Origin of the sequence: Shewanella eurypsychrophilus (genome assembly GCF_007004545.3) — a bacterium.
GTDB lineage: Bacteria > Pseudomonadota > Gammaproteobacteria > Enterobacterales > Shewanellaceae > Shewanella > Shewanella eurypsychrophilus.
Genome location: NZ_CP045503.2, coordinates 4,546,997 through 4,563,007, shown reverse-complemented (window position 1 = coordinate 4,563,007; position 16,011 = coordinate 4,546,997). Strand labels below are relative to the sequence as shown.

The 16,011-nt window shown below is 45.0% G+C and carries 10 protein-coding genes; 7 read left to right on the top strand and 3 right to left on the bottom strand.

From position 1 onward, the window contains the following. The first annotated feature begins 96 nt into the window (after positions 1 to 96). The 3 genes from FM038_RS19510 to FM038_RS19500 all read left to right on the top strand — a co-directional run bounded on the left by FM038_RS19510 (position 97) and on the right by FM038_RS19500 (position 3,961). A complete protein-coding gene (locus tag FM038_RS19510; RefSeq protein ID WP_142871601.1) occupies positions 97 to 1,953 on the top strand; it encodes a TonB-dependent receptor domain-containing protein in 1,857 nt (618 codons plus the stop codon). Between the two features lie 369 nt (positions 1,954 to 2,322). Next, complete coding sequence (locus FM038_RS19505; RefSeq protein ID WP_142871602.1) at positions 2,323 to 2,946, top strand: arylesterase; 624 nt, start codon at positions 2,323 to 2,325, stop codon at positions 2,944 to 2,946. A gap of 286 nt (positions 2,947 to 3,232) precedes the next feature. After that, positions 3,233 to 3,961 (top strand): HDOD domain-containing protein, encoded by a 729-nt coding sequence (locus tag FM038_RS19500; protein ID WP_142871603.1) that lies wholly within the window; start codon positions 3,233 to 3,235, stop codon positions 3,959 to 3,961. Positions 3,962 to 4,086: 125 nt separating this feature from the next. Here the strand turns inward: FM038_RS19500 and FM038_RS19495 are convergent, their stop codons facing one another. Next, a complete protein-coding gene (locus FM038_RS19495; protein ID WP_142871604.1) occupies positions 4,087 to 4,992 on the bottom strand; it encodes a LysR family transcriptional regulator in 906 nt (301 codons plus the stop codon). Between the two features lie 229 nt (positions 4,993 to 5,221). Here FM038_RS19495 and metE point away from each other — a divergent pair, with 229 nt between their 5' ends. Further along, positions 5,222 to 7,516 carry a 5-methyltetrahydropteroyltriglutamate--homocysteine S-methyltransferase gene (gene metE / locus FM038_RS19490; protein WP_185965732.1) on the top strand — a complete coding sequence of 765 codons (2,295 nt, stop codon included), beginning with the start codon at positions 5,222 to 5,224 and terminating at the stop codon, positions 7,514 to 7,516. Between the two features lie 249 nt (positions 7,517 to 7,765). Here the strand turns inward: metE and kdsB are convergent, their stop codons facing one another. Both kdsB and FM038_RS19480 read right to left on the bottom strand, forming a co-directional pair. Continuing rightward, a complete protein-coding gene (gene kdsB / locus FM038_RS19485) occupies positions 7,766 to 8,542 on the bottom strand; it encodes a 3-deoxy-manno-octulosonate cytidylyltransferase (protein WP_142871606.1) in 777 nt (258 codons plus the stop codon). A gap of 431 nt (positions 8,543 to 8,973) precedes the next feature. After that, complete coding sequence (locus FM038_RS19480) at positions 8,974 to 10,524, bottom strand: glutamate synthase-related protein (protein WP_142871607.1); 1,551 nt, start codon at positions 10,522 to 10,524, stop codon at positions 8,974 to 8,976. Positions 10,525 to 10,948: 424 nt separating this feature from the next. Here FM038_RS19480 and FM038_RS19475 point away from each other — a divergent pair, with 424 nt between their 5' ends. The 3 genes from FM038_RS19475 to FM038_RS19465 all read left to right on the top strand — a co-directional run bounded on the left by FM038_RS19475 (position 10,949) and on the right by FM038_RS19465 (position 15,944). Then, positions 10,949 to 11,341 carry a hypothetical protein gene (locus FM038_RS19475; RefSeq protein ID WP_142871608.1) on the top strand — a complete coding sequence of 131 codons (393 nt, stop codon included), beginning with the start codon at positions 10,949 to 10,951 and terminating at the stop codon, positions 11,339 to 11,341. Between the two features lie 320 nt (positions 11,342 to 11,661). After that, positions 11,662 to 12,819 (top strand): efflux RND transporter periplasmic adaptor subunit, encoded by a 1,158-nt coding sequence (locus FM038_RS19470; RefSeq protein ID WP_142871609.1) that lies wholly within the window; start codon positions 11,662 to 11,664, stop codon positions 12,817 to 12,819. Then, positions 12,816 to 15,944, top strand: a complete 3,129-nt coding sequence (locus FM038_RS19465) for an efflux RND transporter permease subunit (RefSeq protein ID WP_142871610.1) — start codon at positions 12,816 to 12,818, stop codon at positions 15,942 to 15,944. Before FM038_RS19470 ends, FM038_RS19465 begins: the two co-directional genes overlap by 4 nt. Positions 15,945 to 16,011: the final 67 nt, after the last annotated feature.

Sequence of the window (16,011 nt, the reverse complement as noted above, 5' to 3'; positions counted from 1 at the left end):
TGCGTTATGAACTGTAGCTATATCACTTGATATAGGCTCTGCAGCTTCACATCGTGACATTTTTGCCCCGTTTTCCTTTCAGGAGTTAAAGGTAAAATGGGTACATTCTCATATAAAAAGTCAAACAAACTATCAAAAATAGCCATGCTAATCAGCAGTGTATTAGGCTTGTCTGCATTTTCAGCTGTAGCGGCTGAAGTTGTCGATGAAAAGATCACTGTAACGGGTTCACGTTTTGATAGAACCGCTGAGCAGCAATTAACGGTTATTAATACCATTGAGCGTGAAGAGATAGCACGCCTTAATCCTAAATCTGTTGCAGACGTATTAGAAATACTGCCAGGTGTGAGCGTATCGCGTAACGGCGGCGCGGGTCAGTCAACGTCTATTAGCCTTCGTGGTAGTAATTCAAATCATGTGTTAGTCCTAGTCGATGGCGTAAAAGTCGGCTCGGCCACGCTAGGTACGGTGAGTTTCAACACCTTATCGCCTGAAAATATCGAGCGTATCGAAGTCCTTAAAGGCCCAAGAGCCTCGGTTTGGGGCAGTGATGCTATTGGCGGGGTAATTCAAATTTTTACTCGCCAGCTTAAAGGTGGTGAGTGGTTTGCCGGTGCAGAATATGGCAACAATGATTACATTCGTGGCTCATTTGGCGCAGGGTTGACTCATGGCGAGGGCAGCACAACCCTTTCTGTCAATCACGAACAGTCAGAAGGCTATGATGTCTATAACGGGGCTGAAGTAGAAAATGATGACGATGGTTACAAGCGCAGTGCGATTTCATTAAAAGGCTCACAGCAAATCAATTCGAACTGGCAGGCGCTATGGAACGGTCAGTACGATAAGGGTAATACGCAATACGACGATATCTATGCTTCAGGTTCGGCTGATGAATCCGATTATGAGAACTATCTTTGGAACCTTGCTACGCAATATAGCAGAGACCAATTCATCAGTAAGTTAGCAGTAAGCCAATCTCGCGATCACAACGAAAACTTCCGTGGTGATGATGCGAGTGTACCTGTATCTATATTTGAAACTAAGCGTAATCAAGTTAACTGGAGTAACCAGTATTTAGCTGCTAACGAGCTTACGTTTACCGGTGGTATTGACTGGTCAAATGAATCCGTTCAGGGCGACTATGCGCAAGATGAACGTGATCTTTTTGGCGCATATGCCTTAGTTCAAAAGCAGTGGAGCAAATTACTTGCTGAAGTCGCTGTTCGTTATGATGATGTAGAGAATATCGATAGTGAAGTGTCTTACAATGCCAGCTTAGCGTATCAATTTAATGAGCAATGGCGCCTCGCTGCAACAACGGGTACGGCGTTTAAAGCCCCTACCTTTAATGACCTGTATTGGCCTGGTTCGGGCAACCCAGATCTGATCTCAGAAACTGCAGAAAGTTATGACTTAACGCTGAACTTTACTGCTAAAGATGTCCGTGCTTATATCAGCGTGTTTCAGAACAAGATTGATAACCTCATTGCTTGGGCTCCAACGGGTGAAAAAGATGATTATGGCTGGGATATCTGGAAACCAGCTAACATCAATGAAGCTGAAATCCGAGGCGTTGAACTGTCGGCTAACTACCAGTTATTTAACCTAGATCATCAGCTGGGCTATACCTACCTTGATGCGGAAAACGTGCAAACGGGTGAGCAACTTGTTGGCCGCAGTGAAAATGAGTTTAACTATATGTTGAGCTATAGCTGGGAGCAGTTTGATCTGCTTGCTAATTACCATTACCAAGGCAAGCGTTATGCTGGCAATGATGAGTTTTTTGATGCCACTCATAAAGTTGACTTGAGTATCGGTTATCAGCTTGATGATGCATGGAGCTTGCGTTTAAAGGCAAACAATTTGTTTGATGAAGAGATTATTTCGGCGCAGAACTATTTTAGCCCAGGTAGAGAGTTCTTCCTGAGCGTCAGCTACCAAGCGTTCTAGCCATTCATTTTAATTAGTGTCATTAGATTGCATCTAAAGCCAGACCTTGTGTCTGGCTTTTTATTTTATACCAATTCCATTAAATGTATGATCTATTCAGAGCTTTCTCAGAGCTTTAAATTCAAGGCGCATTGCTGAAGAAATGGTGATTCCCTTTAAAGGCAGTGCAACGCAGAAGTAAAAGTTCTGAGAAGCTCACGTAGTGCGGGTTTAAAGCGCTTTATGCCGCGTAAGTGGCTCTCGATATAGAATAACTATTAGCTTCGATCCCCTTACTTGCCTACAGCATTTTTAATTCCCGCTGAATGATTACTTATTTAATAGAACTGGTATTATTAATTCGAAACCCTTTATGTTTGAGGTTTATTGATGAAACGTCAGTTGATATGTCGTATTTCGACTCGAATACTCGTTCTTTTTTTGCTGCTATTTTTGCAAGCTTGCTCGAAAGTGAGTATTCCTGCGTTATCAGATAATGCTCGGATTTTAGCTTTTGGTGACAGCCTCACCTACGGCAAAGGGGCAAGTGATGGTGGTGATTATCCTGCAGTGTTGTCAAAGCTGACTGGCTTGACTGTGATCAATGCTGGCGTATCAGGAGAGACCACGACTCAGGGTTTACTTAGGTTGGAAGGCTTACTTGATCAAGGAACACCTGAGTTACTCATTTTACTCGAAGGCGGCAATGATTTTCTGCGAAATCACGATCCAGCTAAGACCAAATCTAATTTGGCAAAGATGATTAAACTGGCACAGGCTAAGTCAATACCCGTAGTGCTCATTGCTGTACCGAAAAAAAGTATCTTTCTTTCTGCTGCAGATTTCTACTCTGAGTTAGCAGAAACTTATGATGTGATTCTCATTGAAGACGCCTTGACTGACTTGTTAAAAAGTCCATCGATGAAGTCTGATACGATTCACCTTAATAATGCGGGTTATCGCTCATTAGCTGAGTCTATTTACCAACGACTCGGTGAGTCTGGTGCGTTATAATAGATCCATGTAGGGTTTGAAAGCATTGAATCTATGATTTTCAGTAATAGTGTTGAACAATTTCTGATTTTAGATTGAATTTTGCTTCTTATAAAATGGTTGATATCGCTCAGTTCTGTTACAAACTCGGTGGATCTCTCTTGGTTATCTGACCTTGAGCAGATAAATAGAGTTAAAGTTTTCATTTTAGTGAAATCAACTTGACCATAGTGGCCTTTTTATGGGTAAATTCCCCTGATAACAATTGGTGTTGTACCAAAATATTAAATGTAGGTTAAAACTCCCCATGACAGATCTTGAGCACCAAGTATTCACTCAAGTACGTGCAATTATTAGCAATGAAGAGCAGGTGATCGGTCGCCGCGGAATATTGATCCCATTAAAAAAAGCAATTATTGCCGATGGTGATATCCGCAATGTCATCGATATTGTCTCCTCAGATCCCGCACTTGCGGCTCATATGCTTTGGCGCAGTAACTCGGCGATTAGCGGTGCCGGTGTCACAACGAAGAACCGCTCATTAAAAGACGCCTTGATACGTTTAGGCCAAGTGAACATATACCGTTATGCGTTTACCTTCTATTTGAAAGAGCGTCTGGATGAACTGCCGCAGCCGTATAAAAAGTTAGTACAAGGTTATTGGTCATTGACCGAGAGTATTGCGGCTGGTGCGGTTGATAGTCTGCATAATATGGAAGGGGTCGATATCAACCCGGATGAAGTGCAAACCTTGGCGTTATTTAGTGTTTTCGGTGAGATTATAGCGCTAACTGCATTTGCCTTCTTAAACGCTGAATCTGAAGAGTCTTTCCCACTGAGTATCATTAAGTCACTGATTGACAATCAGAAGCAGACTCTGACCATAGAAGCATTTGAATCTTTAGGCTTAGATGATGAGCTAAAAGATGAGTTTATGGTTGCGCATAATTTGCGTCAGACCAGAAATCCAAACTCTCCAGGTTTAGTGCTAAGACGAGTGCTATCAATGAGAAATCAACTACTGAAGCCTTTGTAAGAGAAGGTTCGAGTATCGAGACGCGAGTTACGAGCATCAGGCTGTAGCTCGCAACTCTCTTAGCCCTGTCTTTATAGCAAGATCCTAGCAACTCAATACTAGAGCCTAGGATTTCGTGACTTCATTTAATTTAACTTATGCTGTTTCGCTAAGCCCTCTTTTGCGACCAGCTTTAACCATTGTTGTGCCATTCTTGCGCTAGAACTATCCCTTCGGTATGCACCAAACAGTGGTCGCTTTAAGCCTTCAGGGCCAAGTTTTACTGACGTTAAATTTAGGCCATAAGATTCGCTGATTGACCAGGTTGGCAGGGCGGCGACACCATCTTTGCAAGCGATACGCTGTAGAAGCATCATGGTGAGATCACAGCTGATCTGTTCGCCCGCTTCAACTCCGGCAGGTTCAAGAAAGTGACGATAGAGATCCAAACGTTGTAAGGGTACTGGATAGCTGATAATTGACTGTCTCTCAAGCTGCTTAGGGGTGACATATTCCTGTTGCGCTAACGGGTGATCATTGGCGACAACCAGCTTAACCTCAAAATCAAAAAGATGTTGATAGGCGATAGACTGCCCCGGTACCGGGTCTGAAGTCAGCACCACATCCAATTCACCCACTTCCAAGGCGTTGAGTGAGTCAAACAGGTGACGACTGGACAGGTCTAAATTTACGCCTGGGTGAGCGTCTCTGAATTGCTCCATAACCGGCATTAGCCAACGAAAGCAACTATGACACTCGATACCAACGCCTAACCGATTGAGCTCGTCATTAAGGCCTTGCTTAAGGTCATATTCTGTTTCGACCACCTTGGGCAGTATCTCTTCTGCCAGATTAAGCAGTCTGGCACCTTCTTGGGTAAAAGAGAGAGGTTTACTCTTTCTGATAAAAATTGATGAGTTAATTCGGGTCTCTAACTCTTTAATCTGATGAGAAAGTGCTGACTGAGTGACGAAGCGTTTTTTGGCTGCACCAGCAAGACTTCCCGTCTCCTTTAAGGCTACTAGTGTTCGTAAGTGTCTAAGCTCAATCATAATATACCCACTTTGTCATAACATGAATTTTGCTCATGTTGCGCTTGAAATCAATTCGTTTGTCAGAAGATAGCCTATCACAATAAACTTCTAGACGTCCAGACGCCCATTTGTGTTTGCATCGATAGATGTTAAATCACCAAGATTGCAGATAACACTTTTACGCGTTTACTCTGAATTCTGCTCATATTAAAGCAAAAAGGTATACAATATGCAAACTTCGAAAGCGATACAGATAGCGAACTTAGGTTTTCCAAGAATCGGTCGCCAGCGCGAGCTTAAATTTGCTCAGGAGAAATACTGGCGTGGCGAGATCAGTCAGGCTGAGCTTAAGCTGGTGGCTAAAGAGTTGCGTCGCACTCACTGGGAGTGGCAGGCACAGGCTGGTGTTTCTTTGTTACCTGTTGGTGATTTCGCTTTCTATGATCAGGTTTTGACATTAAGCGCGACGTTAAACGCGATTCCATTGCGTCACCGCAATGAAGGCATTGACGCTAACAAGGTCGACTTAGATACCTTGTTTCGAGTCGCTCGAGGCCGTGCGCCATCGGGTAAGGATGCCCCCGCCGGTGAAATGACCAAGTATTTCAATACTAACTATCACTACATAGTGCCAGAGCTGACTGTAGATCAGGAGTTTAGCCTGGCCTATGAGCAGTTTTTTGAAGAGGTTGAAGAAGCAAAAGCATTAGGCTATGCCGCCAAACCTGTACTGTTAGGCCCGGTGTCTTACCTGTTTTTATCCAAAGCGGTTGGTAGCGATTTCGATAAACTTTCACTACTGCCTAAGCTCATTAAGACCTATGCAGAACTCTTGGCCCGTTTCAGTGAGCAAGGTGTGGAGTGGGTGCAACTCGAAGAGCCTATTCTAGCCCTTGAGCTAGAAGCCGATTGGCAAGCTGCTATAACATCGACCTATGAAGCACTTAAAGATGCGCCAGTAAACGTCTTACTTGCGAGCTACTACGGCACTATTGCTCATCATCAAGCCTTAGTTTCTTCTCTGCCTGTTGCTGGTCTGCACTTAGATTTGGTTACTGCTCCTGAGCAACTTAGCGAATTTGCAGCAAACCTGCAGCCTGAGCAGGTACTCTCTTTAGGCGTTATCAATGGCCGTAATGTTTGGGCTGCAGATATTGACTTGATTGCCGAGCGTATCGGCTCTGTAGTCAACGATCTTCAGGGACGAGTCTGGATAGCACCTTCTTGTTCATTGCTTCATAGCCCAGTGGATCTCGATGTTGAAACTGAGCTGGCTCCAGCCCTTAAACAACAGCTTTCATTCGCTAAGCAGAAACTTACCGAGCTGACTCAGTTAAAAGCGCTGCTTAGCACGCCAAAAAGCAGCAGTGATAAAGCCGAAATTGATGCGATTGTGGCAACGTGTGTTGCAAGGCGTGATGCCCGTGAAGCATCGGCAGACAAGCAAGTTATTGACCGTGTTGTCGCGCTTAACAGTGATGACTATGAACGTGATACTCAGTTCGTTAATCGTCAGAGCGTTCAGCAGCAAAAATACCAACTGCCTTTATTACCAACAACAACCATAGGCTCATTCCCGCAGACTCCCGCTATTCGAGGCTTGCGTAGTCGCTGGCGTAAAGGTGAGATCAGCGAAGACTTTTACAATGATCAACTACGTCAGGTGACTAGAGACACTGTTGAGCGTCAGCTTAAACTAGGGATAGATGTACTGGTTCATGGTGAAGCTGAGCGTAACGACATGGTCGAGTATTTCGGTGAGCAGTTACAAGGTTTCGCATTCACTCAGTTCGGCTGGGTTCAGAGTTACGGCTCTCGTTGTGTTAAACCGCCACTGATTTATGGAGATGTATCACGTCCAACGCCTATGACTGTTGAGTGGGCTGAGTATGCACAGAGCCTAACCGATAAGCCAGTTAAGGGCATGCTAACGGGTCCGGTAACTATTCTGCATTGGTCATTTGCTCGTGAAGATATTAGCCGTGAGCAGATAGCGACTCAAATCGGTTTGGCCATTCGTGATGAAGTCGTCGATTTGCAAAATGCAGGTATCGGTATCATTCAAATCGATGAGCCAGCTTTCCGTGAAGGTCTGCCTTTGAAAAAGAGTGATTGGGATGCTTACCTCAAGTGGGCGGTGGACGCTTTTAAGCTTAGCGCCGCAGGTGTCACCGATGAGACGCAGATCCATACTCATATGTGTTACAGCGAGTTCAATGAAACTATCGCAGCGATAGCGGCTATGGACGCCGATGTGATCACCATTGAGACCTCACGCTCACGCATGGAGTTACTGTCAGCCTTTGAAGACTTCGAATACCCGAATGAAATTGGTCCAGGTGTTTACGATATTCACTCGCCTAACACACCAACAGTTGATGAAATTGTAGAGCTAATCGAAAAAGCAGCCGATAAAATTGCCGTACGCCAGTTATGGGTAAACCCAGATTGTGGATTGAAGACACGTACATGGGATGAAGTAGAGCCAGCCCTTAAGAATCTAGTACAAGCGACAAAGGTGCTCAGAAGAAGGTTGGGGTAAAGCAGCCATAAGCTCAAGACAGGGCTGAGAAAGTTGTAAGTGATAAGGTCAAGCTAGGGCTGAGAAAGCTGTAAGTGATAAGGTCAGGCTAGGACTGAGATGTGACGAGTCTCGAGTTCAAGTCTGAGTTTAGAAAGCGGTAAGTTTGAGCTGTCATCCTGAACTTGTTTCAGGATCCAGCTCTTAGCTCAAATAACTAAAATAACTAAAATAGCAGGAATCGCTTCCTGCTATTTTACATCGCTGCTTCTAAACAGCCATCTCTAAGACTGCTCTTACTCTATTGAGATCCTCGGGAGTATCCACGCCATGACCCGGGGCTTGTTGAATATTTGCCACCTGAATATGGATACCATGCCAGAGGGCTTTTAGTTGCTCAAGGCGCTCTAACTGCTCAATATGAGTGCTAGGTAGCAACTTTAAGTTTTTCAATGTCCCTACATGGTAAGCGTACATGCCGATATGTCTCTTCCAGGGTGTAGTAAACTCATCGTTACTCGCTTGCTGGTCGAGTTTATGTGCTGTTGAGTGGGATGACATGGGTGAGCGAGTGAAGATTATCGCTTTATCACTATGATCAGAAAGCAACTTTACACAGTTTGGATCATCCAACTCAGTTTGATTTTTTATTGGGCAGCCAAGTGTCGCCATTCCCGCCAAAGTGGAGTTAAATAGTGTAGAGGCAACTAGCTCGATATGCTGTGCAGGAACCAGTGGTTCATCCCCTTGCAAGTTCACTACTATCTGCTTTTCGTTCCAAGCTAAGATCTCCGCAACTTCAGTACAGCGGTCGGTTCCGCTAGAGTGATGAACCGATGTCATTACTGCTTGAGCACCGAACTCACTGGCAATGTTGAATATCGTTTTGTTGTCAGTTGCAATGATAATATTGTCCCTGCCCACCCCTGTTTCTAGAGCTCGTTGATAGACATGCCAGATCATAGGCTTACCGGCAATTAACTTAAGGGGTTTACCCGGTAAGCGAGTTGAGTCCATACGCGCAGGGATTACAATTTTATAGTTCATTTCTCAATAGGTTGCTCAGTTAAACTTGGACAGATATTAAACCAAGCGGAGTACGGTTTATATGTGTGAAGATGTAAAAATATGGAGGGTTTAGTTAGTTGTGTAGGCGTTTCGTTATCAAGGTGTTTTATGTATCAGCTCATGTCTAGTCACCTGCCTAATTATCCCTGAATGGTCGGGAGCTGTAGCTAGTAGTGAGTGATATTTATTTTCCTGTTCGGTTTACCTATTAATTATCGAATTTTCGACTGCCGTCACTAATTTTTAAGAGTGAGGTGCGATGGGAAGCGTTAGATAACGATTAAGTGACTAACTATGAAGTGACTAACTTCAAAAATACCAGCCAATACCAAATGAACCAATGCTGAAAATGAAAACCCACCTTTATTCTTAGGTGGGTTCAAGTGGGTTAACTTAGGCGGGAAAACCATTTAATCCAGTGACGTAAATCCTGCATAATTAATGCCTGATAATAGTGCCATCTCTCTGTGCCAGGTGGCTAAATCATCCTTGTTAAAATCACTCAGTTTATGATGGCCGCAGGCGCGGGCCATCACTTGCATTAACTCGACCGATGCATTGAAAAAGTTGGCTAATTGCTGTGAAGACTTGTCTATATTGAGGCGCTGACGCAGATCCGCGTTTTGGGTGGCAATGCCTGCCGGACAGTTGTTGGTGTTACACATCCGAGCGGCAACGCAGCCGATGGCTTGCATAGCGCTATTGGAGATCGCCACCCCATCAGCACCCAGAGCCATGGCTTTAACAAAATCCATGGGCACCCGTATTCCACCAGTGATGATTAAGGTGACTTTTCCGCTGGCACCTTTTTCATCCAAGTAGCGACGTGCACGAGCTAGCGCAGGAATGGTTGGCACACTGATATGATCGCGAAACATCTCAGGCGCAGCGCCTGTGCCGCCGCCTCGCCCATCGAGAATGATGTAGTCGGCGGTGGCATCTAAGGCAAATTGAATATCGCGCTCGATATGATTGGCACTGAGTTTAAAGCCGATGGGAACGCCGCCGCTAACTTCACGTACGCGATCGGCAAAGCGTTTAAATTCACATGAACTGCTCAGTGTTTGAAAGGTGGGTGGAGAAATAGCGGGCTGGCCTTCGGGGATACCACGAACTTGGGATATCTTGCCCTGATTCTTGATACCAGGGAGATGTCCGCCTGTGCCTGTTTTGGCGCCTTGACCGCCTTTGAAGTGAAAGGCCTGTATCGAGTGGAGTAACTCTTCTTTATAACCAAACTGAGCACTGGCGAGTTCATAGAAGTAGCGTGAATTTTGTGCCTGCTCTTCGGGTAACATGCCGCCTTCGCCTGAGCATATACCCGTGCCGGCTAGTTCGGCTCCGATGGCGAGTGAGGTTTTTGCTTCTTCAGATAGAGCACCAAAACTCATATCTGAAACAAACAATGGGATCTTAAGTTTGAGCGGTTTGCGAGCTTGGGGGCCGATAATAAGTTCGGTTGATACCTCTTGGTCTTCTTGTAGAGGCTTAGTAGCCATCTGGGCGGTCATTATCTGTATGTCATCCCAGTGAGGCAGTAGATGACGGGGGACGCCCATGGAAGTCATGGGGCCATGGTGACCCAGTTTAGATAAACCATCGCGGGCTAGCTGATGAATAAACTCTACCGTAGGCTCTTCGAGTGTGGCTTTGGCGACAGGAACGGTATTACCTGCTGAAGTGCTATTCAGACCGGGGCCCTCTTTGCCGACTTGTTTAGCGGTGAACTGCTTATGGCTGCCATCGCAAAAGGGCGCGTTTGCCGTGTGTTTACAGGCGCATAAAAAGGCATCACCATCTTGTTCGGCGGTAAAAGCCTTAGGCTTAAAAGAGGTGCCAGCGTGGGAACCGTCGCAAAATGGTTGTTTTTTGGATTGGCCACAGGCGCAAAAATAATATTCTTGTCCTTTGCTAAGTTCAACTTTTTTAGGTTTATTGTCTGCAATGATAGGTTTATTCATGCCTTCTCCTTAGGAACTGTCAGGGTGCTTACTGAACGACTTAGGATGGTGACGATCTACGGCTGAAGCACTTTGGCTTTAAAGGTCTGTTTTATTGGCTTTAAAGAACCACCTCATTATTTTAATGATAAGTCTGACGAATATTTGACCTTATAAAGATAACTTAAAATATGCATTCCTGTTATGCAATAGATTGTTTTTTATTCATTTAGTGAGAATGAAAATCGCTTGAGAAAATAATTTCAATTTTTATGAACTATTTTTGACTTTGTCCGGTCTTATCCATCGTGTGTGCTTTGGGTCTATTGCCTAGCCCATGCTCTGGTGTTGCATTTATGAGCCAGATTTTAAATTCAAGTTTTCAGAAAGGATTTTATTCATTAATCAGTTTTTTGCTAATCAAACCGGAAATCGTTGGACAGTATTGGTGTTTACCATACTGACCTTGTTCTGTTTGACTCAAAATAGTGGAATTCTTAACTTGCTACTCAAGCAACAGAGTACGCATGGGACAACGGCTACTTCACTCGCAGCAAATGTTACTCAAGAATCACTTGCCAGTATGCATGTTAGCGCTAATGCTAACGAGTTAGCTCAAGGCAATGAACTTAAGGCATTTGAATTTAAAACCTGCGAACTGTCAGAAAAGTCTATGCGAGTATGCATGGATGCTCCGAGTAGCCTACCGTTTTTAGTTTTACTGTTTTTACTGCCACTACTTCCCCTCGCTTATCGTGTTATTACACGATCTCCAACGCCTAGCAACCATGCTAAACCCAGGCGGATACATCTCTCACTGTGCCGCTTTCAAGAATAAAAACTCACCTGTTGTACTCATACCGATTGGTATAAGAGATAGCTCACTGAAATGACGCTTATTAGCAGTTATTGAGTCAAGTTAGTCCCTCTTTAAACATGACTGTATCTGGACTTAGGCTTCAACATTGGCCTGAGTGTTAAGTTTCCAGTCATTAAATAATGACTAATTTGACTATTGCCAGTGTTATTAGAGAACTATCTCAGCACACGTAGCACACGCAAGGTATTTCTACTCTGCAGATATTTACTGCATAAGAGCCATCACCCAAGGTGAGGCCTTAGCAGGCTAGCTCGTCATTGACGGGAGTTGAGGTTGTTTTGAAATTAAATAAAATTTTGTTAGTTAGCACATGTATGACGGCGCCTTTGGTTAGCTTGGCTTTTCCTAGCAGCGTTTATGCTGACGCAAGCAAAAGTCTAGAGGCCACAGCTGTCGCCGTGAAGGCGGTCAGAGTCATAGCACATGAACATCATCACAACTTTCAAATTAAAGGTAGGGTCGCGGCCCAAGAAGATGTGGCTCTGCAAGCTCAAGCCACAGGGTATCTGATGTCAAAGCATTTTAAAGAGGGCGATATAGTTGCCCAAGGTGAGCTTTTATTTTCACTCGATGATAGCCGTTACTTGGCAAAACTGGCACAGGCAAAATCTCTGTTAGCTAGCGCCGATGCTAACTTGAATGTGGCTAAGCTCGACTATAAACGTGGGATATCTTTATTGCCTGGTTCTTCGATAAGTGCAGCAGAAGTCGATGGATTATTGGCTGCTGAGCAGTTGGCTCAAGCGCAGATTACGTCGGCAAAAGCACAAATTCAGTTGGCGCAAACAGAACTGGATTATACCCAAATAAGAGCACCGTTTTCGGGGCGGATCAGTAACAGTAAAGTTGCGCTTGGTGAATTGGTCTCCCCGTCGAGTGAAGCACTTGCTGACTTGGTGACTGTGTCGCCAATTGATGTCAGTTTTCAGGTGAGTGAAAGGGTTTTCCACCAAGCCAAAAAGAAGATACGGGCCACAGGGGCAGATTTGCCTTCCGTCTCATTGTTCTTTGATTCAGGTGAAGCGTTTTCCGAAATCGGTGAGATCACGTATCTAGGCAACCGTGTCGATAAATCGATGGGCACAGTTGCTGTTCGCGCCGAATTTGATAATCAAAAGCAGCTGTTATTACCTGGGCAATATGTTGAGCTTACTGTGAAAGAGAGTCTTGCTGAGTCTGTGCTCTTGGTGCCACAACGAGCCTTGCTGCAAGATTTAAGCGGCTTCTATGTTTTTGTCGTGGGCGAAGATGCATTAGTTGAGCGCAGAAACATAGATATCGGTGAGCTAGTCGGTAACCTGATTATCGTTAACACTGGGGTGATGGCAGATGAGGTGGTGATCACTCATGGGCTACAGCAGATAAAAACGGGATCATTGGTTAATGCTAAGCTGGTCGATGCCGTTAATTCACAACTGATGGTGGCTGGCGCATGAACAGTCAATTTTTTCTCGATAGGCCAAAGTTTGCCATCGTTCTGTCTTTGATTATTACCTTAGCTGGGATCATCGCGATACCTAATTTGGCTGTGTCACAATTTCCTGTTATCACACCGCCACAAGTACAGGTGACGGCGTCGATGCGTGGGGCGAGTTCTGCTGTGGTTGAGGAGACGATTGCCAGACCGATCGAAGATGCCATCAATGGCGTCGAAGATATGATCTACATGAGTTCTAAAAGCAGTAACGATGGTACTTATCGTTTATCTGTGACTTTTGAGGTCGGTACTGATCCCAACATTGCTCAGGTTAATTTGCAAAACCGTCTCGCCTTAGCCGAACCACTGCTTCCTTCAGAAGTATTGGCCAATGGCTTAAGTGTGAAAAAATACTCGCCTGATATCCTTATCATGATCGATTTTACATCGACTGATGGCCAATTAAGTGAGCAGGTTTTGTCTAGCTTTGTGGCGTTGCAGGTCACAGATAAGCTGACCCGAATTAAGGGGGTTTCTGAGTCGATATTGTACGGTAATCGTTTTCTCAGTATGCGTATGTGGTTAAACCCAGATAAGATGGCTCACCTGAATATTACCGCTTCTGATGTGCAGCAGGCGTTGCTTGAGCAAAATATTCAAGCGCCACTAGGCAGTGTCGGCGCAAGGCCAAACGATAAGCCGCTCGAATTACAATATTCGTTGCTGACTCAGGGGCGTCTATCGACAGTCGCGGAATTTGAAGACGTTATTTTGCGGGCGGATAAGTCGGGTAATACGGTTTATCTCAAAGATGTAGCGAGTGTGGAACTTGGGCAGCAGGACTATGTCGGTGCGGGGATCAGTGACGGTAAGCCGTCGGCACAAATCCAGGTCACCACTTTGCCGGGTGCTAATGCCATAGAAGTGGCAGATGCGGTAAAAGTCGTGCTTAAGGAGATGGAAGCCTTGATGCCTGAGGGCATGATCTATAACACTCAAGTCGATACTACGCTGTTTGTTAAAGAGTCGATTAAAGGCATGCTGTGGACACTGGTTCTGGCAGTCATTTTAGTGGTGTTAGTGACCTATCTGTTTCTTGGCTCTATCAGAGCCACATTAGTGCCGTTAATCGCCATTCCTATTTCGATAGTCGGCAGTTTTGCGCTAATGTTAGCGGCGGGATTTGGCATCAATACCGTGACTCTATTTGGACTCATACTTGCCATAGGGATCGTGGTGGATAATGCCATCTTGGTGATTGAGAATGTCGAAGCTAATCTGGCTCAGGATAGAAAGCTTAGCGCTAAAGCCGCAACAGAGCAGGCAATGAAGCAGGTTACTGGCCCTATCATCACCTCAACGCTCGTCTTGCTAGCCGTGTTTATTCCAGTGACCTTGCTGCCCGGCGTCACCGGTATCATGTATCAACAATTTGCCATGACTTTGATATTCTCACTGATCCTGTCGGCTGTGGTGGCCTTGAGTTTGAGCCCTGTCTTGTGTTCCTTGTTATTAAAGCCGGGCGATCAACACTATCCGAAATGGTATATAAGCTTTAACCGCTTCTTTGACAATGTCACGGCGAGTTATAGCAAGACAGCCTCGGTATTGATCAGAAAAAGCTTTGTTTTAGTCGTGCTGTCCCTCGGTGCATTAGCCGCATTGGGTTATTTAGTTCAGTCGACTTCCACTAGCTTTGTCCCCAAAGAAGATAAAGGCATATTTTTCGTCAATGTTATCTTGCCTGATGGGGCGAGTCTGAGTCGTACTGAGCAGGTAATAACCAAAGTCGAAACGTTTCTCAAATCTGAGCCTGGAGTGTTGAATATTGCCTCATCATCAGGGTATTCAGGTTTATCGGGTTCAATGCAGTCAAATGCGGCTAGCATGTTCGTCAGCTTAGCCCATTGGGATAAGCGAGCTGCAATGGAAGGTAAAAATGGCGTCGAGGAGATCATTTATCGGGTAGGACAGTGGGCCAAAGCTGAATTACCTGAAGCACAAGTGATAAGTTATGGACCGCCTACTATTCCTGGAATTGGCTCAGGTACAGGGTTTGAGTTTGCACTGCAAGACACTTTAGGCCGGGATAAGGCCGAGCTTGGTGCTGTGATGCAAGAGTTGATCAATCGTGCTAATCAAGAGCCTGAATTACAAGGGGTGTTTAGTGCGTTTCGGGCGAATGTGCCACATTACTATTTGGATATAGACAGACTGAAAGCCAAACAACTCGGAGTACCTTTATCTGAGGTGTTCTTAACCTTGCAAGTTAACCTGGGCTCTTTGTATATCAATGATTTCTCTCAGTTTGGTAAGTCATTTAAAGTGACCCTGCAGGCAGATGGTGCATTTAGAGAGTCAGTAAAAGATATTGCCAGGTATCAGGTGAGAAGTGACAGTGGAGAGATGATCCCACTGAGTACGCTTGTCTCCGTTAAGCCAACATTAGCTCCGGATATTATCTGGCGATATAACAAGTATGGCGCGGTGATCATTCAAGGGCAGGCTGCGGCAGGTTTTTCAACGGGCGATGCCATGTCTGCCATGGAGCGGGTAGCCGCCGAGTCTCTGCCTCAGGGCTATACCTATGAATGGAGCGGCCTGTCATACCAAGAGAAGCTTGCTGGCAATATGGCTGTCTATGCTTTTGGATTAGCACTGATATTTATCTATCTCTTGCTGGTGGCTCAGTATGAAAGCTGGACGCTGCCCTTTGCGATTATTTTGGTGGTACCAACCGCAATTTTAGGCGGCATGCTGGCGCTCAAACTGAGTGGTTTCTCTCTTAGTCTGTATGCCCAGATTGGTCTGGTTTTACTTATTGCCATGGCGGCAAAAAATGCCATCTTGATCGTCGAGTTTGCCAAGCTCAAACGTGAGGCGGGCTTATCTATTGCAGAGGCTGCCAAGCAAGGTGGCGCCATGAGATTCAGAGCGGTGAATATGACTTCATGGTCATTCATTCTAGGTATCGCACCTCTGCTATTTGCATCTGGCGCTGGCGCAGTAGGATTACAGAATATCGGGTTTACCTTAGTGGGGGGCTTATTGAGCGTATTACTGATTGGCTCCTTCTTTGTTCCTGGATATTACGCGCTAATTCAGGCATCAAAGGAACGTATTATGGAGCGATTCTCAAAGTGAAAATGATGGTAGATATTAAGTTGAATAATAGGTCGAGAAATAGGTTGAATGTGAGATTGAATATGAA